The following is a 17,899-nucleotide window of genomic DNA, read 5'->3' as shown; positions in this document are numbered from 1 at the left end:
CCCCGCCCCCCCCCCCCCCCCCCCCCCCCCCCCCCCCCCCCCCCCCCCCCCCCCCCCCCCCCCCCCCCCCCCCCCCCCCCCCCCCCGGGATCGCACGATCGGACCCCGCGAGGAGGGAGGGCCGGGGTGCACGCAGAACTGGGACTGGGGCTGGCCGCCGTGGGCCGGCCGGCCTACATCACCACCGGCCGGGACGCCGACCTCCCCGCCGACCGGACGCCGGAGGCCCTCCGGGCGCGGGCGCACGACCTGCTCGACGCCGCCGCGGGGCTGGGGGTGCGCTACGTGGACGCCGCCCGCTCCTACGGCCTCGCCGAGGAGTTCCTCGCCTCCTGGCTGCGCGGCCGGACCGGGCCGGCCCCGTTCGTCGCGAGCAAGTGGGGCTACCGCTACACCGCCCACTGGCGGCCCGACGCCGTCCGGCACGAGGTCAAGGACCACGGCCTGGCGATGCTGCGCGGGCAGCTCGAGGAGTCCCGCGCGCTGCTGGGCCCGTGGCTGCGGCTCTACCAGGTGCACTCCCTGACCCTCGACAGCCCGCTGTGGGACGACCGCGCGGTGCTGGCGGAGCTGGCCCGCCTCCGGGACGACGGGGTCGAGGTGGGGCTGTCGACGTCCGGCCCCGAGCAGGCGGCCGCCGTCCGGCGGGCGCTGGAGGTCACCGTCGACGGCCGGCCGCTGTTCAGCAGCGTGCAGAGCACCTGGAACCTCGCCGAGCCGTCGGTGGGCCCGGCGCTGGCCGAGGCACACGCCGCCGGGATGCGGGTCGTGGTCAAGGAGGCGCTGGCCAACGGCCGGCTCACCGACCGCGGTGGAGGCGCCGGCAGCCGGCTCGCGCACGCGGCTCGCGGGCACGGGGTGGGGGTCGACGTGCTCGCCCTGGCCGCCGCCCTCACCCGTCCCTGGGCCGACGTCGTGCTCAGCGGCGCGGTGACGGTGGCGCAGCTGGCCGCGAACCTCCGTGCCCGGGACCTGGCCAGGACCCCCGGTGCAGGCGACGAGCTCCCCGGACTGGTGACACCGCAGGACCCCGGGGCGTACTGGGCGGAGCGCAGCCGACTGCCCTGGCGATGAGACCGGACGGGGTCGCGCGGTTCACCACCGGCGCGCCACGTCGCGGCGCGGGGACTCCCGGCGCTCCCGCTCCCACGCCCCCTGGTCGGCCCGCTGGAAGGCGCGCGCGTACCAGAGCGTCGTCCCGGTCGTCGAGGCCGCCCACGCGGCCAGGGCCCACGCCAGCGTGCTCACGACCACTCCCGGTCCGACGGACGGTGCGGGGGCAGGGACGCCTGCTCCTCCAGGGCGGAACGCAGCCGGTGGGCCATCCGCCGGCGCACGACGGCGCGTTCGCGCAGCAGGGCGGCCAGCGCCGGGTCGCCCGCCCGGCCGGCCCGCCGCTCCAGCACCGCCGCGGTCTCGACGTACACCGCCGCCCGGCGCAGCTGCTCGACCCGCTCCGGCCCGGTGGTCGCGAGCGGGTCGCGGGAGTGCAGCCGGTTGCCCTCGTCGGTGGAGTGTCGCGTCGTCGTCACTGTCGGCTTCCCCCTCGTCGGCTGTCGCGCCGGTCACACAGGAAGACGCCGGAGCCGCCGGGGGATGACGCGGGACCTCAGCCGGGCCCGCGCCGGGCCATGTCGTAGCTGGCCAGCACCTCGAGCAGGAAGGCCGACGCCGACCGGGCCACGCCGGCCACCTCCTCGGCGGGACTGTCGCGGAGCACCTCGACGAGGACCTCGTGGTGCACCTGCACCACCTCCAGCAGGCCGCGGCCGGTGGCCAGGGCGCGGCGGCCGAGCTGGTAGCCGGCGGTGAGCGAGGTCTCCTCCCGTCGCGACAGGTACCGCAGGAAGGCCGCGCGGTAGTCCCGCAGCAGGTCGTCGTGCGCGGTCACGGCCCCAGTGCCGGCGGGGCGGTCATCTGCCGGTCGAGCTCGGCGAGCCCCTCCTCGAGGTCGAGGGCGGTGGTCACCGCCCCGGTGTCCATGCCGAGCTCGACCATGGTGTAGGCCACGTCGGGCTGGATGCCGACCACGATGGTCACCGCCCCGCGCAGCCGGGCCATCTCGGCGATGCCGCGCAGCGTGCGGGTGCCGAAGGAGTCCAGGACGTCGAGCGCGGCCACGTCGATCACCACGCCGCGGGCGCGGTCGGCGCCGATCCGCTCGACCAGGTCGCGCTGGAACCGGACCAGCTGCGAGTCGTCCAGGGCCGTGTGGACCGAGGCGATCAGGTACGGGCCCTGCCGCAGGATCGAGAACAGCCGCGGGCTGGTCACGGCCCACCGGCCCCGTCGTCCCGGGTGACCGAGTACCCGAGCAGCCGCTCGGCCTCTTCCAGGCCGCCCTGCAGGTCGCCGATGGTGTTCATCTTGGACAGGTCGACCCCGATGGTGACGAGTGTCTGGGCGATCTCGGGGGACAGCCCCGTGATGATGACGCTGGCGCCCATGAGCCGTGACGCGTCGACGGTCCGGACGAGGTGGTTGGCGACGGACTCGTCGACGTCCGGGACGCCGGTGATGTCGACGACGACGACCTTGGCGCGGTGCGTGCGGATCCCGCTGAGCAGCTGCACGGTCAGCTGCCGGGCGCGCTCGCGGTCGAGCATCCCGATGATCGGCAGGATGAGCAGCCGCTCCCGGACCGGCAGCACCGGCGTCGACAGCTCCCGGATCGAGTCCTGCTGCTGCCGGATGACCCGCTCGCGCTCCTCGACGAAGCTCACCGCGACGGTGTTGGCGATCCGGTTGGCCGCCGGCTCGTAGGCGTCGAGCACCCGGTTGAGCAGCCCGAAGTCCCGCTGGTACTTCTCGAACAGCGACCGGGCCAGGACGTCGCGCAGCAGCAGCACGATGCCGACGACCTCGTGGGTCTCCACGCCGCGGGGGATGATCCGCTCCGACAGGTCGCGGGCGTAGTGCTGCAGCGCCTCCACGCTGCCGGTCTCCAGCACCTCGACGTAGTTGTCGTAGACCAGCGTCGTCTCCGCGGCCATCTCCTGGGAGGTCATGGCCTGCAGCAGGTGGGTCCCCTGGATGCGCCGGGCCCACTCCTGGCGCAGCCGCGTGCGGTGCTCGCGCAGGTGCGCGACCAGCTGGGGGAGCAGGCCGTCCTGGTCGAGGTGGGGGGCGCCGTCGACGGCCGCTGCGGTCACGGTCGGGTTCTCGTTCCGGGTCATGCCTCTCCCCGCCACTTCGTCATGGTCACCGTCGTGCCGCGGCCGGTCTCGGAGACCACCGCGAACTCGTCCATCAGCCGCCGCGCGCCGGGCAGCCCCAGCCCCAGGCCCTGGTAGGTGCTGTAGCCGTCCTGCAGTGCCTGCTCGACGTCGGGGATCCCGGGGCCGGCGTCGCGGGCGACGATCGAGATGCCGCACCGCGGCTCGGACAGCTCGGCGACCACCACCTCGCCGGAGTCGGCGAACCGCACGATGTTGCGCGCCACCTCGGAGACCGCGGTGGCGATCAGGGTGATGTCGGTGGGCGCGAACCCCAGCCGGGTGGCCAGCTCCCGGGCCGCCTGGCGGGCGGAGACGACGTCGGCATCGGTCCGGACGGCGACCCGCACGTCGTCGTCCCGCGCGCGGCCCCGCCCGACCAGCGGCCCCGACAGCCGCGCGCACACGTCGCACTCGAGCAGGTGGCGGGCTGCGTCGACCTCGCGCTGGCGTCGCCGGTCCCCGCCGGAGAGGGCGAGGAGCACCGGGCGGCACCGCTCGGTGGGCGGTTCCAGCCGCTCGGAGACCAGCAGGTACTCGACCCGCAGCCGGGCCCGGGTGCGGTTCAGCTGCGCGGCGACCGCCCCCGCCGTCGACCCGAGCTCGACGGCCAGGGAGCGGGTGTCCCTCCCTGCGACCTCGTGGGCGAGCAGGGTGGCGCGCTCCCGCTCGGACAGCCGGCTGAGCGCCTCGGCGACGGCGGCCCGGTCCTCCTGGGCGAGGACGTCCTCGTCGGGGGCGTCGGGCGGGCGGAGGTCCACGACGCGGTGCTGGTGACGGCGCTGGCGTTCCTGGTCCCGCCACATCGACGTGACCACGTTGCGGGCGGTCACGATGGCGTAGGGCTCGAGCATCCCGGGCTCGATGCGCTCCGCCGCGGCGAGCACCCGGGCCAGCGTCTCCTGCACCAGGTCGTCGGCGGTGGCCGCGTCCGGGACGCGGGCGGCCACGATCCGGCGCACGAGGGGGATGAGGGCCGCGACGTCCGGGGACCCGCCGCCCTCCTCGTCCGCGCCCACCGGCTCGACAGCCGCCACCCCGGCGACGCTACCGCCGACGACGGCCGCCCGGCTCGCCGAGCGCCACGGCCCGGCGGGCGGATCCGGCCGTGACCGGCCGCACGAGGACAGCCGCCGCCGCGCACCCCACGGGTGCCCGGCGGCGGCTGTCGTCGTAGGGGGCGGGCTCGCTCAGCCGGTGGAGCGCGGCTGGGCCGGGTTGGTGGGGTCGCCCTGGGACGGCGGGTTCATCGGCGGACCGGAGGTGGCCTCGGAGACCTTCGACCCGGTCGAGGCGTGCACCGGGTCGTCGGCGGCCGCGGCGGCGGGGTCACCCCCGGACGGCTGGGCGCCCTCGCGCAGCGAGGTGAGGCGGTTCTCCATGATCGTGACCACCTGCAGCCGGTTGGCGTGGGCACGCTCGTACTCCAGCAGCGTCTCCAGACCCGCCGCGTCCAGCGTGCGGATCCGCGAGGTCAGGCCGTCGACCGGCAGGTGGTCGTAGTCGGGCAGCGGCAGCTGGTCGTGTTCGGTCATGGCAGCCGCCTACCCCTGCCCCACCGATCCGACACCGGGTGTGAGCCCCCGGTCGGTGGGTAGGCGGCGGAGGCGGGAGTGCCCGGCCAGGGCCCCGCGGTTCGTCTTCCGCCAGCGATCGAGGAGTGGTTCCCACCCCATGGACGTGTCCTTCCTGGAGCCGGTCTTCAGCGCCACCGGGCCCTACGCCACCGTGTGCGCCGACGTCACGCACACCACCGAGAACGCCGACACCGAGGTCGAGCTGCGGGTCCGCGCCATCGCCGAGCGGCTCACCGAGCAGGGCGCCCCCGAGGTGGTCGTCGAGGCGGTCCGCAGCCGACTGCTCGAGGCCAACGCCGGCGGGGACGTCGCCACGCTGCGCGGCCGGGCGCTGGTCGTCGCCGCCGACGGCAGCGTCGTGCTGGACCAGCCGCTGGTGGACGCGCCGCGGCAGGAGGTGGCCGAGTGGTCGCCCCAGCCCGACGTCCTGCCGGTGCTGCGCCAGATGCCCGGCCGGGTGCCGCACATCGTCGTCCTCACCGACCGGGTCGGTGCCGACATCACCTACGTCGGGATGCCGGGCCAGGAGGGCGAGGAGCAGCAGGTCGAGGGCGACAGCTTCCAGATCCGCAAGTTCCAGGGCGGCGGCTGGGCGCACCACCGCTACCAGCACAACGCCGAGAACAAGTGGATCCACAACGCCGACGAGGTGGCCTCCCACATCGCCTCGATGGTCCGCCGGCTCTCGCCGCGCTTCGTCCTCATGGCCGGGGACATGCGGGCCCGGCAGATCCTGCTCGACCGGGCCAGCGACCTGTGGAAGGACCTCATCGTCTCCATGGACGAGGGCGGCCGGGCCGCCGGCGCCGACCGCGAGCCGGTCGACCGGCGGGCCGCCGAGCTGGTCGCCGAGCACGAGGCCCACGAGGAGGCGCAGGCCGTCGAGCAGATCCAGGCCGCCGGCGCGCACGGACTGGCCGTGACCGGCACCGCGGCGGTCGTCGAGGCGCTGCGCAAGGGCCAGGTCGAGACCCTCGTGCTGGCCGACCAGCCCGACGACGGGGCGACGCTGCTGGTCGGCGGCTCGCCGCTGGAGCTCGGGGTCGACCAGCACGACATGGACGCGCTCGGCATGCACGGCACCGTCGTCCCCGCCGACCGCGCGCTGCTCGCGGCCACCGTCGCCAGCAGCGCCGGCGTGGTCGTCGTCCCGCGGGCGGCGATGCCCGAGGACGCCCCGGTGGCCGCCGTCCTGCGCTACACCGACGAGTCGACCCCGTCGGCTCAGTGACCACCCCCGACGACGGAGGAACACCATGACCGACCCGCACACCCCCGCCACCTCGCCCGGCACCTCCGGGGCCGACGTCGAGCACCGCGCCGCTATCGCCGAGGCCCTCGGCAAGGAGGTGTGGCCCGCCGACCGCGACACCCTGGTGTCCAAGGCGCAGGAGGCCAACGCGCCCGACCGGGTGCTCTCGGACCTGCGCCGGCTGCCCGCCGGGCAGGAGTTCACCAACGTGCAGGACGTCGCCCGCGCGCTGGGCATCGGCACCGAGCAGGAGCGCTTCTGAGATGACCACGCAGAAGGAGCCGAGCCCCGAGGCGCTGGCCAACGTCACCGAGGACAACGTCCGCACCCGGTCGCAGCTGCTGCCCGAGGAGGCGGACCTCCAGGACAGCGGCATGGAGGAGGTCGCCGCCGAGGTGATCCTCGCGGAGTCCGAGGAGCGGACGGTCAACACCGACCCCGACGACGCGCAGGGCGCGCACCGGCAGTCGGCCGAGACCGCGGACCTGCCCTGAGCGTCCACGAGCACGAGGTCCAGCTGCGCTGGTCGGACCCGGACTCCCTCGGCCACGTCAACCACGCGCGGGCGCTCGCCCTCGTCGAGGACGCGCGACTGGCGATGGCCGAGGGGGCACCGGGGGACGGCGGGGTGATCCTGGCCCGGCTCGAGGTCGACTACCTGCGCCAGCTGTACTACCGGGTGCGCGAGCGGCTGTGCGTGCACAGCACGGTCACCCGCCTCGGCACCAGGTCGCTCACCCTCCGCCAGGAGCTGTTTCAGGACGGCGAGGTGGCCATCCGCGCCGACGTCGTCATGGTGCTGTTCGACTTCGGCACCGGCACAGCCGTTCGATGACCGACGCGGAACGGGCCCACTGGTCCCGGTTCACCGCGGCCTGACCCCGTGGCGTTCTCCCCCGGCACCACCGAGCAGCAGGTGGGCGTCGGGGACGGCGTCACCCTGCGGGTGCGGGTCGGCGGCTCCGGGCCGCCCGTGGTGCTGCTGCACGGCCACCCGCGCACCCACACCACCTGGCACCGGGTCGCGCCGCCGCTGGTCGCCGCCGGCCACACCGTCGTCTGCCCGGACCTGCGCGGCTACGGCCGGTCGACGGCCCCGCCCCCGGCTCCCGACCACGCCCAGGCGTCGAAGCGGGCCATGGCCCGCGACGTCGTCGCGCTGATGACCGCGCTGGGCCACGAGCGCTTCGCCGTCGTCGGCCACGACCGCGGCAGCTACGTCGCGCTGCGGACGGCGCTGGACACCCCGGACGCCGTCACGCACCTGGCCGTCCTCGACTGCATCCCGATCGCCGAGCACCTCGACCGCGCCGACGCCCGCTTCGCCGCCGCGTGGTGGCACTGGTTCTTCTACGCCCAGCCGGAGAAGCCCGAGCGGGCCATCGGCGCCGACCCCGACGCCTGGTACGGCCTGCTCGCGCCCGGGACCGCCGATCGGATGGGCGCGGAGAACCACGCCGACCTCCGCCGTGCGGTCGCCGACCCCGACACGGTGCGGGCCATGCTCGAGGACTACCGGGCCGGCCTGACCGTCGACCGCGCCGCCGACGAGGCCGACCGCGCCGCCGGTCGCCGGGTCCGGTGCCCGACGCTGGTGCTGTGGTCGGCGCGGGACGACCTCGAGCAGCTGCACGGGGACCCGCTGGCGATCTGGGCCGACTGGGCGGCCGACCTGCGGGGCGGCGGGCGCGTGGACAGCGGTCACCACATGGCCGAGGACGCCCCGGAGGAGCTGGTCACCGCACTGGTCCCGTTCCTCCGGATGTGATCTTGGCGCCTCGGCCGGGTAGGGGGCGGGCATGCCGAAGACGACGAAGAAGGGCACCGCGAAGCAGGACGAGCTGCCCAGCACCCTGCGGCGCTCGCCGAAGAAGGCCCAGCGGACCTTCACCAAGGCCTACGACTCGGCCATGGACTCCTACGACGACGAGCAGCGGGCCAACCAGACGGCCTGGGCGGCGGTCAAGCACAGCTTCGAGAAGGTCGGTGACCGGTGGGCGGCCAAGGAGGGCGGCAAGAAGGGTCCCTCCGACGCGCAGGCCGCCGGCGGGCGCGACACCGACCGGGAGACCAAGGGCGGCGTCGACGCCAACGCCTCCAAGGACCACCTGTTGAAGCTGGCCAAGGAGCTCGACGTCTCCGGCCGTTCGACGATGAAGAAGAAGGAGCTCGTCGACGCCATCCAGAAGGCCAACGACAAGAAGACCGCCCAGGCGCGCAAGAAGAAGTGACGCCGGCGCTCAGGTGGTGGGGATGAGCGCCAGCTCGGTCTGCCGGTCCCCGAGGTAGGTGACGCCCTCGTCGGTCAGGGCGATGCCCTCCTCCAGCGCGATGCGCACCGGCTGGCCGCCCCACTCGGGCACCGGCACCCGCACGCACAGCTCCAGCGCGTAGACGGTGTCGGGGTGCAGCACCCGGTCGCCGGCCCCGGGGACGCCGTCCTGGTCGTCCCACAGGCCGATCGCCGGGCCGGCGCCGTGCCCGTGGAAGCCGACCGGGTGGGAGTACACGTCGCCGTCGATGCCCGCGGCCGCGGCGGCGGCGCGGGCGGCGGTGAGCACCTCGTTGCCGGTCCGGCCCACGAGCAGCTCCGCGGTGGTGAGGTCCTGCAGCCGGGTGCCGGTGGCCAGCGCCCGGCGCAGCCCGGCCGGGGCCTCCCGCTCACCGGGGCACAGCACGTAGCCGGTGCGCTGGCTGTCGGTCTTCAGGCCCAGGCTGGAGGCCCCGACGTCGCAGTGCACCAGGTCGCCGGGGCGCACGGGGGAGTCGTACGGGACGGCGGGCAGCAGGGCACCGCACTCCTCGACCGGCGGCACGCCGGCGCGCTGCAGGTCGACCACGGGGTGGAACCACGGGTCGACGCCCCGGTCGGTCAGCCGCTGCCGGATCCACCAGGCGAGGTCGGTGGCGGTGGTCTCCCCGACGGAGAGGACGGCGGGGGAGAAGGCCTCCGCGACCACCTCGGCGACCAGCCGGTTGAGCCCGTGCAGCGCGGCGATCTCCTCGGGCAGCCGCGTCTCCAGCCAGCTGACCGCGAGCTCCTCGGCCGACACCAGCCGGTCGGCGTAGGGGCCGAGGGCCTCGGTGAGCTGCCGGTGCTCGGTGTGGGAGAGCCCGTCGGCCAGGGCGAAGTCCGCCGACACGTCGATCCCGATCCGCCGCGGGTCGGCCTGCTCCACGATGCGGCGCACCTCGGCCCACTGCGCCTGCTCGGCGGGGCGGCCCCCGGCGTCCTCGGGTGACCAGGCCGGCAGGAACTGGCCGACCGGGTAGCGGGAGGCCGCGGCCGCGGTGACGCCGTCGTCGCTGCGGTGCAGCACCAGGATCGTGCGCCGCCGCGCGGACAGCCACGTCGCCGGCAGCAGCGTGGCCAGCACCGGGTCCTCGTTGTACTCGCGGCCGATCACGAGCCACAGGTCGATGCCGGCGCGGTCCATGAGGCCGGGCAGCAGGTCGAGCACCCGCTGGGTGAGCCACCGGTCGCGGACGTCGGCCTGCTCGCGCAGCGGCAACGGGACCGTGCGGGTCGGGTCCGGCGCGACGAGGGTCATGGGGACAGGGAAGCAGAGAACCGGCGTCCCCACCGGTCGAACGCGGTGACGCCAGCAGGGCCCGGCCCGCCGGCCCGCCCGGTCCCCCGGCTCAGGGGGGTCCGCCGGCCGCCGGCAGGTGGTCCCCGGCGGTGCGCGGCCGCGGCAGGACGGCGGCCACCCGGTCGCGGCCGGCCTGCTTGGCCTCGTACATGGCGCCGTCGGCCCGGTCGATCAGCCGCCACGTCGCGGCCGCGGCGTCCTCGCCCTCGACCGGCCGGACCAGCGCGATGCCGATCGAGGCGGTGACCGAGTGCCCCGCCTCGCTGCGGCTGGCCGAGACCGCCGCCCGCAGCCGCTCGGCCAGCCGGCCGGCCTCGGCCGAGTCGCCGACCAGCCCGAGCACCACCAGCTCCTCGCCGCCGATGCGGGCCAGCACGTCGGTGGGGCGCACGGTCGCCGACAGCGAGGCGGCGACCGCCCGCAGCACCGCGTCGCCGGCGGCGTGCCCGTGGGCGTCGTTGAGCTGCTTGAAGTGGTCGAGGTCGAGCACCATGGCGGCGACGCGGGTGCCCTCGCGGCGGGCCTGGCGCCACACCCGCGGGGCATGCTCGACGAGGTACCGGCGGTTGGCCAGGCCGGTGAGCGGGTCCTGGTGGGACAGCGCGCGGGTGGCCTCCAGCAGCCGCTGCACCCGGCGGCGAAGCACGAACACGCCGAACGACGCGGCGTTGAGCACCCCGGCGGCGATCGCGAGCTGGAGGACGACCCCCAGCGCGGAGTCCCCGGCGTGGGTCAGCGCGATCGCGCAGGAGAGGACCGTCATCACCATGCTCACCCCGACCATCCACGGGCCGAGGAACCAGGCCGCGACGAAGGACGGGAAGAGGAGGAGCAGCGGCGGTGCGTGCCGGGGCTCCTCGATGCTGAGGACGGCGACCACGTAGACCACGTGGCCGAGGAGCACCAGGCCGAAGGTCGCCCAGGGGCCGGCCCGCTGCCGCACCGCCAGCGGCAGGGAGACGCCCAGGCAGGTGAGCATCACGACGGCGTACCAGACCCGCGCGGTCCCCGGGTGCACCGTGCCGTCGACGAGCAGGGCCACGCAACCGACGAGCCCGCCGAGGAAGGTGAGGACGGCGAGGGTCATCACGGCCACCCGGTGCTCCGGACCCTGGCCCACCGCGCTGCCGGCCAGACCGCTCGGTGTGTCGGTGTCCTTGCGTCGCCGCCCGCTCACGGAATCAGCATGCCCTACGCGCCGCACCCCGCACAGCGCGTGGTGGGGTCGCGGCTCCGCCCCGGGCCGGTGGACGGCGCGGGGGCGGGCTGCCAGGGTGGCGGCCATGTCGCACCCGGAGCCCGGGCTGGTCGTCGTCCGCACGCTCGCCGAGCACCCGATGGTCCCCAACGGCCAGACGAGCGCGCTGCGCATGGTCGCGCCCGGATCGGTCACCGCGGGCCGCTACGGCCTCGTCGAGTACTCGGTCGCGCCGCACAGCCGGGGTGCCGCCCCGCACTACCACTCGACCTTCTCCGAGGCGTTCTTCGTGCTCTCCGGCGAGCTGACCGTGTACGCCGACGGCGCCTGGCGGCCGCACCCGGCGGGGGACTTCGCGCTGGTGCACGAGCGTGGCGTCCACGGCTTCCGCAACGACGGCGACGAGCCGGTCTCCTTCCTCATCCTCTTCGCGCCGGGCATCGCCCGGGAGCACTTCTTCGCCGAGATGGCCGAGCTGCGCCTCAGCGGCCGGCAGCTGTCCCCGGAGGAGATGACCGCCTTCTACGCCCGGCACGACCAGGTGATGGTCGACGTCTGACGGTGGCAGGGTGGGCTCGACCAGCCCGATCGCGAGGAGGCCGCACATGGCGCAGGGACCCTGGTTCTACTGCCTCAAGCACCACACCGTCGAGGACCGGGACGGCTGCGCCGAACGGCACCGGCTCGGCCCGTACGCCACCCGCGAGGAGGCCGAGCACGCCCTGCAGTCGGTCGCCGAGCGCGAGGAGCGGCTGACCAACGAGGACCGCGCGTGGGAGGGCGACTGACGGAGGGCCGGTTCGGGCCCAGCGCCGTCCGGGCATGATCGGCGGCGGGGCGCCGGGCGGTCCGGCGCGCGAGAGGTGGCGACGTGGCTGACGGACGTTCGGTGGAGGACCTGGTCGTGGGGGTGCTCGGAGGCACCGGGCCCCAGGGCCGCGGGCTCGCCGTCCGGCTGGCCGCCGCCGGACAACGGGTGCTGCTCGGGTCCCGCGACCCGGAGCGGTGCACGGACGTCGCCGCCGAGGTCGCGTCCCGGGCCGCCGCCGCGGCCGCCGGGGCCGAGGTGTCGGTGCAGGGCGGGTCCAACGTGGACGTCGCGGGTGCGGCAGACCTGGTGATCGTGGCGGTGCCGTTCGCCGGGCACGCCGACACCCTCGCCGAGCTGGCCACGCCGCTGGCCGGGAAGGTCGTCGTCGACTGCGTCGTCCCCATGGCCTTCGACGAGCTGGGCGCCTACGTGCTCGACGTCCCGGAGGGGTCGGTGGCCCAGCAGGCCGCGGCCCTGCTGCCCGACTCCCACGTGGTCGGGGCCTTCCACCACCTGTCGGCCGTCCTGCTCGAGGACCTCTCCCGGCCGTCCCTGGACGGCGACGTCATGGTCGTGGGCGACGTGCGCGAGGCGACCGACACGGTGCAGGCGCTGGCCGGCCGGCTGCCCGGGATGCGCGGCGTCTACGCCGGCCGGCTGCGCAACGCCCGCCAGGTGGAGGCGCTGACGATCAACCTGGTGTCGGTGAACCGCCGGTACAAGGCGCACGCCGGCATCCGCATCACCGACGTCTGAGCCCCCGCGCGGCTCTGCCGGCTCTTCCCTCACCCTGCCGGCGCGATCCGGCCCGCAGAGTGGGCAGTCTCCCGGCAGAGCCGGCGATCGCGTCGTCCACAGACGGGACGGCCGTCCACCGGTGTGGCTGCAGCCCGCCGGGTGGACGGCTGATCGACGACGGTCAGGGCCATGGAGTCACTGCCCCTCGACATCGTCCTGCGTCGCCGCGCCCTCGCGGCGGGCTGGTCCGACGAGGAGCTGGCCCGCCGTCTCCGGGCCGGGGACCTGGCCCGGTTGCGGCCCGGGGCCCACCTGCGGGCGGGCCAGCACGATGCGGTGTCACGGCACCGGCACCTGATCACTGCGACGCTCGCCGGGTTGCGCCGTCCGGCCGTGGTGAGTCACCAGTCCGCTGCGGTCCTCCTCGGGCTGCCGCTCTGGGGTACGCCGCTGGCCCGTGTCCACGTCAGCCGACGGCCGCCCGCCTCCAGCGAGGTCGGGCGGCACCTGCGCGGCCACGTCGTCCGGCTGCCGGACGAGGACGTGATCACGGTGGACGGCGTGGCGCTGACCCACCCGGCGCGCACGGTCCTCGACCTCGCGCGGACGCTGCCGTTCGAACCCGCCGTCGTCGCCCTGGACGCGGCGTTGTGTCTGGGCCTGGTGCACAGACACGACCTCGAACACCGGTTGGCCGCCGTCACCGGGACACCGGGGAGCCGCTCGGCCGCCCGTGCCGTGCGGTTCGCCGACGGGCGCAGCGAGTCCGTGGGGGAGAGCCGCAGCCGGGTGTTGCTGCACGGGCTCGGTCTGCTGCCGTCGACACTGCAGCTCGAGGTCCGGGCCGCCTCCGGCCGTCCGGTCGGCCGGGTCGACTTCGGGTGGGAGGAGCACCGCGTCCTGGGCGAGTTCGACGGCCGGGTGTAGTACGGGCGGCTGCTCCGGCCGGGCCAGGAGCCCGGCGACGTCGTGTTCGAGGAGAAGCGGCGGGAGGACGCACTGCGTGACGAGGGCTGGGGCGTGGTCCGCTGGACGTGGGGTGACCTGGTGCCCCGCGTCCTGGGCCCGCGGGTGCGCAGGGCACTGGACCGCGGGCGGCGGCAGAGCGGGTGAGGCCCGTGCTCTGCGCACGTCCTGCGTGCTCTGCGGACGACATCCCGCCCGCAGAGCACGCAGGACGCCGGCAGTGGGCTACTCGAAGGAGTGCTCGGGCCCGGGGAAGGTGCCGGAGCGGACGTCGTCGGCGTACTCGCGGGCCGCGCGCAGCAGCTCGGCCCGCAGGTCGGCGTACTTCTTCACGAACCGCGGCACCCGTCCGCCGGTCATGCCGGCCATGTCGGGCCACACCAGCACCTGTGCGTCGCAGTCGACGCCGGCGCCGATGCCGATGGTCGGGATGGTCAGCTCCTTGGTGACCTGGCCGGCGATCTCGGCGGGCACCATCTCCATGACGACGGAGAAGGCCCCGGCCTCCTGGACGGCGTGCGCGTCGGCCAGCAGCTGCTCGGCGCCGGCCCCGCGCCCCTGCACGCGGAAACCGCCGAGGGCGTGCTCGCTCTGCGGCGTGAACCCGATGTGCGCCATCACGGGGATGCCGGCCTCGGTGAGCGCCCGGATCTGCGGCGCGACCCGCACCCCGCCCTCGAGCTTGACCGCCTGCGCGCCGCCCTCCTTCATCATCCGGACCGACGTGGCCAGCGCCTGCTGCGGCCCGGCCTCGTAGCTGCCGAAGGGCAGGTCGGCCACGACCAGCACCCGCTTCGTGGAGCGGGTGACCGCGCGGGTCATCAGCAGGATGTCCTCCACGGTCACCGCCACCGTGGAGGTGTGGCCGAGGACGACGTTCCCGGCCGAGTCACCGACCAGGAGCACCGGGATGCCCGCCTCCTCGAACACCGCCGCGCTCACCGTGTCGTAGGCGGTGAGCATCGCCCACTTCTCGCCGCGCTCCTTGGCCTGCTGCAGGTGGTGCACGCGGACCCGCGCGGTCGAACCCCCGCCGTAGAGGACCGATTCGCTCATGAGTGTGATGCCGCTCCCTCGCGGACGCTGGGCAGGGACTCCCGCCAGCGGTTGGTGATCGGCAGACGCCGATCACGGCCGAACGCCTTCAGGCTGATCTTCGTTCCCGGTGCCGACTGCCGGCGCTTGAACTCGGCGGTGTCGACCAGCCGCAGCACGCGGGCCACCACCTCCGGGTCGTGGCCGCGCTCGAGCAGGTCGGCCATGCCGAGGTCCCGGTCGACGTAGTCGGCGATGACCGCGTCGAGCTCCTCGTAGGAGGGCAGCGAGTCGGTGTCCACCTGGCCGGGGGCCAGCTCGGCCGACGGCGGCTTCTCGATCGAGTTGACGGGGATCGGCTCGGTCTCCCCACGGTCACGGGCGTACGCGTTGCGCCAGCGGGCCAGCTCCCAGACCAGGGTCTTGGGGACGTCCTTGATCGGGGCGAACCCGCCGGCGGAGTCGCCGTAGAGGGTCGAGTAGCCGACCGCCACCTCGCTCTTGTTGCCGGTGGTCAGCAGCAGGTGCCCCGACTGGTTGGACAGCCCCATGAGCAGCGTGCCGCGCACCCGGGCCTGCAGGTTCTCCGCGGCGACCCCGGTGAGCTCCACCGACCCGTGGTAGGCGTCGACCATCGGGGCGATCGGCACCACCGTGTAGTGCAGCCCGGTCCGCTTGGCGAGGTCCTCGGCGTCGGCCAGCGAGTGCTCGCTGGAGTACTTCGACGGCAGCCCGACGCCGTACACCCGGTCGGGGCCGAGGGCGTCGACGGCGAGCGCGGCGACGACGGCGGAGTCGATGCCGCCGGACAGGCCCAGCACCACCGAGGGCATGCCGTTCTTGTCGATGAAGTCCCGCAGGCCGAGGACCAGGGCCCGCCACACCTCCTCGCAGTCCTCCAGCGGCTCGGCGATCGACGGCGGCCGCGCGTCGAAGGCCGGCAGCGGCTGCTCGGACACCACGTGCCGGGTGACGGTCATCGGCCCGATGCGGCCCTCGCGCCGCTCGGGGACCGACGACGGGTCGATGGTCAGGTCGGCGGTCAGCAGGTGCTCGACGAACTGCGGGGCGCGGCCGAGCAGCTCGCCGTCCGGGGCCACGGCCATCGAGTCGCCGTCGAAGACCAGCTCGTCCTGGCCGCCCACCTGGTTGCAGTAGACGACCGTCGCCCGGGCCTCGGCGGCGCGGCGGCGGACCAGCGGCAGCCGCAGGTCGTCCTTGGCCCGCTCGTAGGGGGAGGCGTTGGGGGAGACGACGAGGTCGACCCCGGCCTGGCCGGCGACACCGCAGGGGCCGCCCTCGACCCAGAGGTCCTCGCACACGGTCAGCGCCACGTCGATGCCGTGCAGCCGCACGACCGGCAGCTCGGTCCCCGGCACGAAGTAGCGCGCCTCGTCGAAGACGCCGTAGTTGGGCAGGTGCCGCTTGTAGTAGCGGACGACGACCTCCCCGCCGTAGAGCAGGGCCGCGGCGTTGCGCGGTGCGCCGTGCCGCGGGTTGGCGTCGGCCGGGCGGTCGTCCTCGGGCATCGACTCCACCGCGGCGGGGCCGGCACCCTCGGTGTGGGCGAGGTAGCCCACGACGACGGCCATGCCGCCCAGCCCCTGGTCGGCCAGCGAGGCGGCGAGGTCGACCAGCGCGTGCTCGCTGGCGCTGGCGAAGGACTCCCGGAGGACGAGGTCCTCGGGCGGGTAGCCGGTGAGGGTCATCTCGGGGAAGACGACGAGGTGGGCGCCGGCCTCGGCCGCCTTCGCCGCCCAGCGGGTCACCAGCTCGACGTTGCCGGGGATGTCGCCGACGCGGGTGTCGACCTGGGCCAGGGCCACCCGGAGTTGTACCTGCTGTCCAGTCACCCGGTCAGTCTCTCGGTCCGCAGGGGTCCGCGGCGAGGCGGGGACCCGTCCGCACGACCACGGCGGCCTCCCGCCGGGAGACCGCCGTGGTCCTGGGCGCCGGGTCCGCCGTCAGCAGTGGGCGTACTCGGACGGGCGCAGCGCCATCGCGCCGGCCATCGCGACCAGCATGAGCACGTGCCCCCACAGCATGAGCCCGCCGGGGGAGAGGAGCCCGGCCCACAGCGGGACGAACAGGACGACGAACGGCAGGTACATCGCGGCGGCCATCTCGGCGCACGCGCGCCAGCCGTGCCCCCGCCACCGCATGACCAGGGTCATCCCGATCGTCATGTTGGTGGCCATGACCAGGGCCATCGGCTCGGTGCGGTCCAGTACGGCGCCGGCGCCGAACGCGCCGAGGACGAGCTCCCACACCGGGTGCAGGGCGACCATGCCGACGGCCATGGCCACGACCATCTCGAGGTAGTGCCGGACGAGCCTGCGGGTGCGGCGGGAACGGTGCGGGACGGGGGACGACGGGGTGCGGGTGGCGGTCACGGGGTCTCCTGGGCTCGCGGCGGGGGCTGGTCAGGGGAGGAGGGCGTAGCCGGCCTCGTCGACGGCGGCGGCGATGTCGGCCCGGTCGACGGCGGAGTCGACGTCGACGGTGACGGTGCCGCGGGCCAGGTCGACGACGACGCTGCGGACGCCGGGGACCCGCGCGACCTCCTCGGCGACCGCGCGCTCGCAGTGGGCGCAGGTCATCCCGCTGACCTGGACGGTGGTGGTGCCGACGAAGGTGCGGGGGGTGCTGGTCATCACGGCGGTGCTCCCGGTGGATCGGTGCGGATCGGACGCCACCGAGACTCCGATCAGGGCACCGGTGCTCGCGCCGGGGAAACCACCGGGGTGGTTCCCGGGTGTCGACCGTGCGCGTCGCCCCGGCGGCCCGGGGCGACCCCGGTCAGCGCGCCGACCAGCCCCCGTCGGAGGCGGCGACCCGACCGGTCACCCACGCGGCCTCGTCGCCTCCCAGCCAGGCGACGGCGCGGGCGGTGTGCTGCGGCGCGCTCCACCGGCCGCCGGGCGAGGCCGCCGCGACCCGTACCCGCAGCCCTGTGTCGAGCCGGTGGCTCACCGGGCCAGCAGGGCGGCCAGCTGGTCGGCGTGGTCCCGCTGGTGGGCGGGGAGGAACTCCACGAGGTCGGCGAGGGTGACCGGGCCGTCGGTCTCGTGCACGCCGGTGCGGCCGAGGTCGGCGGGGGTGAGGGACGCGACGCTGTCGAACAGGGCCGCCTGCGCCGTCCGCAGCTGCTGGACCAGCTGCACCGGCGGGACGGTGCGGTACCCGGCCACCCGCGTGGGCTCGTCGGGGACGAAGTCGGGCAGCTGCGGCCGCGACTCGGTGCGCAGGCGGTAGATGCGCTCGGTGAAGACCAGCGCGCTGTCGCGCAGGTGCCCGGCCACCTCCAGCGGCGTCCACCCCAGTTCCGAGGCGTACCCGGGGAAGTGGCCCTGCCCGGCCAGCCGGACCCGGTCCGCGGCCGACAGCCGGGCCGCCCACCGGTCAGCGGCGACCGCGCGGGTCACCAGGAGGTCGACGCGCGCCTGGTGGCGCGCGAGGGTGTCGGCGGACTCGGTCACCAGGTCGCGTACGGCAGTCATGCGGCGGGAGCCTG

27 protein-coding genes are annotated in these 17,899 nt (G+C 75.2%); 12 read left to right on the top strand and 15 right to left on the bottom strand.

What is annotated here, in order from left to right:
- Window positions 1-126: 126 nt before the first annotated feature.
- Window positions 127-1,074 carry an aldo/keto reductase gene (locus ACI79E_RS16140; RefSeq protein WP_456933582.1) on the top strand — a complete coding sequence of 316 codons (948 nt, stop codon included), beginning with the start codon at window positions 127-129 and terminating at the stop codon, window positions 1,072-1,074.
- Window positions 1,075-1,095: 21 nt separating this feature from the next.
- Here the strand turns inward: ACI79E_RS16140 and ACI79E_RS16135 are convergent, their stop codons facing one another.
- From ACI79E_RS16135 to ACI79E_RS16105, 7 genes are all read right to left on the bottom strand, one after another.
- Entirely contained in the window at window positions 1,096-1,248 is a 153-nt protein-coding gene (locus tag ACI79E_RS16135) for a hypothetical protein (protein WP_456933581.1), read from the bottom strand.
- The gene (locus ACI79E_RS16130; RefSeq protein ID WP_456933580.1) at window positions 1,245-1,532 is read right to left on the bottom strand and encodes a hypothetical protein; all 288 of its coding nucleotides are present in this window, start codon (window positions 1,530-1,532) and stop codon (window positions 1,245-1,247) included. Before ACI79E_RS16130 ends, ACI79E_RS16135 begins: the two co-directional genes overlap by 4 nt.
- A 77-nt stretch (window positions 1,533-1,609) precedes the next feature.
- On the bottom strand, window positions 1,610-1,891 hold the full coding sequence (locus ACI79E_RS16125; RefSeq protein ID WP_456933579.1) for a phosphatase RsbU N-terminal domain-containing protein: 282 nt from the start codon (window positions 1,889-1,891) through the stop codon (window positions 1,610-1,612).
- Entirely contained in the window at window positions 1,888-2,274 is a 387-nt protein-coding gene (locus ACI79E_RS16120; RefSeq protein ID WP_456933578.1) for an STAS domain-containing protein, read from the bottom strand. Before ACI79E_RS16120 ends, ACI79E_RS16125 begins: the two co-directional genes overlap by 4 nt.
- Entirely contained in the window at window positions 2,271-3,176 is a 906-nt protein-coding gene (locus tag ACI79E_RS16115; protein WP_456933577.1) for an STAS domain-containing protein, read from the bottom strand. The genes ACI79E_RS16120 and ACI79E_RS16115 overlap by 4 nt, the downstream gene beginning before the upstream one ends.
- Window positions 3,173-4,252 carry a sigma-70 family RNA polymerase sigma factor gene (locus ACI79E_RS16110; protein WP_456933576.1) on the bottom strand — a complete coding sequence of 360 codons (1,080 nt, stop codon included), beginning with the start codon at window positions 4,250-4,252 and terminating at the stop codon, window positions 3,173-3,175. The genes ACI79E_RS16115 and ACI79E_RS16110 overlap by 4 nt, the downstream gene beginning before the upstream one ends.
- Window positions 4,253-4,405: 153 nt before the next feature.
- On the bottom strand, window positions 4,406-4,750 hold the full coding sequence (locus tag ACI79E_RS16105; protein ID WP_456933575.1) for a hypothetical protein: 345 nt from the start codon (window positions 4,748-4,750) through the stop codon (window positions 4,406-4,408).
- A 139-nt stretch (window positions 4,751-4,889) separates the two neighbouring features.
- On the opposite strand from ACI79E_RS16105, the gene ACI79E_RS16100 reads away from it, so the two are divergent.
- Genes ACI79E_RS16100 through ACI79E_RS16075 form a run of 6 tightly spaced genes read left to right on the top strand, consistent with a single transcriptional unit; the run spans window position 4,890 to window position 8,275 of the window.
- On the top strand, window positions 4,890-6,023 hold the full coding sequence (locus ACI79E_RS16100) for a baeRF2 domain-containing protein (protein ID WP_456933574.1): 1,134 nt from the start codon (window positions 4,890-4,892) through the stop codon (window positions 6,021-6,023).
- Window positions 6,024-6,048: 25 nt separating this feature from the next.
- Window positions 6,049-6,306 carry a DUF2795 domain-containing protein gene (locus tag ACI79E_RS16095; protein ID WP_456933573.1) on the top strand — a complete coding sequence of 86 codons (258 nt, stop codon included), beginning with the start codon at window positions 6,049-6,051 and terminating at the stop codon, window positions 6,304-6,306.
- 1 nt (window position 6,307) lies between these two features.
- The gene (locus ACI79E_RS16090) at window positions 6,308-6,538 is read left to right on the top strand and encodes a hypothetical protein (RefSeq protein WP_456933572.1); all 231 of its coding nucleotides are present in this window, start codon (window positions 6,308-6,310) and stop codon (window positions 6,536-6,538) included.
- On the top strand, window positions 6,535-6,879 hold the full coding sequence (locus tag ACI79E_RS16085) for an acyl-CoA thioesterase (protein ID WP_456933583.1): 345 nt from the start codon (window positions 6,535-6,537) through the stop codon (window positions 6,877-6,879). The genes ACI79E_RS16090 and ACI79E_RS16085 overlap by 4 nt, the downstream gene beginning before the upstream one ends.
- 48 nt (window positions 6,880-6,927) lie before the next feature.
- A complete protein-coding gene (locus tag ACI79E_RS16080; protein WP_456933571.1) occupies window positions 6,928-7,812 on the top strand; it encodes an alpha/beta fold hydrolase in 885 nt (294 codons plus the stop codon).
- Between the two features lie 31 nt (window positions 7,813-7,843).
- Window positions 7,844-8,275: a ChaB family protein gene (locus ACI79E_RS16075; protein WP_456933570.1), complete on the top strand. Its 432-nt coding sequence runs from the start codon at window positions 7,844-7,846 to the stop codon at window positions 8,273-8,275.
- Window positions 8,276-8,284: 9 nt separating this feature from the next.
- On the opposite strand, the gene ACI79E_RS16070 is transcribed toward ACI79E_RS16075, so the two are convergent.
- Together ACI79E_RS16070 and ACI79E_RS16065 are read right to left on the bottom strand one after the other, a co-directional pair.
- Entirely contained in the window at window positions 8,285-9,595 is a 1,311-nt protein-coding gene (locus tag ACI79E_RS16070; RefSeq protein WP_456933569.1) for a M24 family metallopeptidase, read from the bottom strand.
- 91 nt (window positions 9,596-9,686) lie between these two features.
- Window positions 9,687-10,814: a diguanylate cyclase domain-containing protein gene (locus tag ACI79E_RS16065; protein WP_456933568.1), complete on the bottom strand. Its 1,128-nt coding sequence runs from the start codon at window positions 10,812-10,814 to the stop codon at window positions 9,687-9,689.
- 106 nt (window positions 10,815-10,920) lie between these two features.
- On the opposite strand from ACI79E_RS16065, the gene ACI79E_RS16060 reads away from it, so the two are divergent.
- The 5 genes from ACI79E_RS16060 (at window position 10,921) to ACI79E_RS16040 (ending at window position 13,497) form a co-directional block, all read left to right on the top strand.
- Window positions 10,921-11,394 (top strand): cupin domain-containing protein, encoded by a 474-nt coding sequence (locus ACI79E_RS16060; protein ID WP_456933567.1) that lies wholly within the window; start codon window positions 10,921-10,923, stop codon window positions 11,392-11,394.
- Between the two features lie 46 nt (window positions 11,395-11,440).
- Complete coding sequence (locus ACI79E_RS16055; RefSeq protein WP_456924630.1) at window positions 11,441-11,623, top strand: hypothetical protein; 183 nt, start codon at window positions 11,441-11,443, stop codon at window positions 11,621-11,623.
- An 83-nt stretch (window positions 11,624-11,706) separates the two neighbouring features.
- Window positions 11,707-12,402, top strand: coding sequence for an NADPH-dependent F420 reductase (npdG, locus tag ACI79E_RS16050; protein WP_456933566.1), 696 nt, complete (start codon window positions 11,707-11,709; stop codon window positions 12,400-12,402).
- 171 nt (window positions 12,403-12,573) lie between these two features.
- Window positions 12,574-13,311: a hypothetical protein gene (locus ACI79E_RS16045; RefSeq protein WP_456933565.1), complete on the top strand. Its 738-nt coding sequence runs from the start codon at window positions 12,574-12,576 to the stop codon at window positions 13,309-13,311.
- A 42-nt stretch (window positions 13,312-13,353) separates the two neighbouring features.
- A complete protein-coding gene (locus ACI79E_RS16040; RefSeq protein WP_456933564.1) occupies window positions 13,354-13,497 on the top strand; it encodes a hypothetical protein in 144 nt (47 codons plus the stop codon).
- Window positions 13,498-13,575: 78 nt separating this feature from the next.
- Here the strand turns inward: ACI79E_RS16040 and panB are convergent, their stop codons facing one another.
- The 6 genes from panB to ACI79E_RS16010 form a co-directional block, all read right to left on the bottom strand.
- Window positions 13,576-14,406: a 3-methyl-2-oxobutanoate hydroxymethyltransferase gene (panB, locus tag ACI79E_RS16035; protein WP_456933563.1), complete on the bottom strand. Its 831-nt coding sequence runs from the start codon at window positions 14,404-14,406 to the stop codon at window positions 13,576-13,578.
- Complete coding sequence (locus ACI79E_RS16030) at window positions 14,403-16,238, bottom strand: NAD+ synthase (RefSeq protein ID WP_456933562.1); 1,836 nt, start codon at window positions 16,236-16,238, stop codon at window positions 14,403-14,405. Before ACI79E_RS16030 ends, panB begins: the two co-directional genes overlap by 4 nt.
- A gap of 111 nt (window positions 16,239-16,349) precedes the next feature.
- Complete coding sequence (locus ACI79E_RS16025) at window positions 16,350-16,778, bottom strand: hypothetical protein (protein ID WP_456933561.1); 429 nt, start codon at window positions 16,776-16,778, stop codon at window positions 16,350-16,352.
- A gap of 30 nt (window positions 16,779-16,808) precedes the next feature.
- Window positions 16,809-17,039 (bottom strand): heavy-metal-associated domain-containing protein, encoded by a 231-nt coding sequence (locus tag ACI79E_RS16020; RefSeq protein WP_456933560.1) that lies wholly within the window; start codon window positions 17,037-17,039, stop codon window positions 16,809-16,811.
- A 145-nt stretch (window positions 17,040-17,184) separates the two neighbouring features.
- Window positions 17,185-17,358 (bottom strand): hypothetical protein, encoded by a 174-nt coding sequence (locus ACI79E_RS16015; RefSeq protein WP_456933559.1) that lies wholly within the window; start codon window positions 17,356-17,358, stop codon window positions 17,185-17,187.
- A complete protein-coding gene (locus tag ACI79E_RS16010) occupies window positions 17,355-17,885 on the bottom strand; it encodes a DinB family protein (RefSeq protein ID WP_456933558.1) in 531 nt (176 codons plus the stop codon). Before ACI79E_RS16010 ends, ACI79E_RS16015 begins: the two co-directional genes overlap by 4 nt.
- Between the last annotated feature and the right edge of the window lie 14 nt (window positions 17,886-17,899).

It is taken from the genome of Geodermatophilus sp. SYSU D00079 (assembly GCF_054050635.1).
This window is presented reverse-complemented; position numbering and strand designations above follow the sequence as displayed.

Coding starts and splice junctions, on each gene's coding strand:
- panB (WP_456933563.1), bottom strand. CDS start 14,406: ATGAGCGAATCGGTCCTCTACGGCGGGGGTTCGACCGCGCGGGTCCGC.
- ACI79E_RS16055 (WP_456924630.1), top strand. CDS start 11,441: ATGGCGCAGGGACCCTGGTTCTACTGCCTCAAGCACCACACCGTCGAG.
- ACI79E_RS16020 (WP_456933560.1), bottom strand. CDS start 17,039: ATGACCAGCACCCCCCGCACCTTCGTCGGCACCACCACCGTCCAGGTC.
- ACI79E_RS16045 (WP_456933565.1), top strand. CDS start 12,574: ATGGAGTCACTGCCCCTCGACATCGTCCTGCGTCGCCGCGCCCTCGCG.
- ACI79E_RS16090 (WP_456933572.1), top strand. CDS start 6,308: ATGACCACGCAGAAGGAGCCGAGCCCCGAGGCGCTGGCCAACGTCACC.
- ACI79E_RS16115 (WP_456933577.1), bottom strand. CDS start 3,176: ATGACCCGGAACGAGAACCCGACCGTGACCGCAGCGGCCGTCGACGGC.
- ACI79E_RS16105 (WP_456933575.1), bottom strand. CDS start 4,750: ATGACCGAACACGACCAGCTGCCGCTGCCCGACTACGACCACCTGCCG.
- ACI79E_RS16060 (WP_456933567.1), top strand. CDS start 10,921: ATGTCGCACCCGGAGCCCGGGCTGGTCGTCGTCCGCACGCTCGCCGAG.
- ACI79E_RS16010 (WP_456933558.1), bottom strand. CDS start 17,885: ATGACTGCCGTACGCGACCTGGTGACCGAGTCCGCCGACACCCTCGCG.
- ACI79E_RS16070 (WP_456933569.1), bottom strand. CDS start 9,595: ATGACCCTCGTCGCGCCGGACCCGACCCGCACGGTCCCGTTGCCGCTG.
- ACI79E_RS16100 (WP_456933574.1), top strand. CDS start 4,890: ATGGACGTGTCCTTCCTGGAGCCGGTCTTCAGCGCCACCGGGCCCTAC.
- ACI79E_RS16095 (WP_456933573.1), top strand. CDS start 6,049: ATGACCGACCCGCACACCCCCGCCACCTCGCCCGGCACCTCCGGGGCC.
- ACI79E_RS16075 (WP_456933570.1), top strand. CDS start 7,844: ATGCCGAAGACGACGAAGAAGGGCACCGCGAAGCAGGACGAGCTGCCC.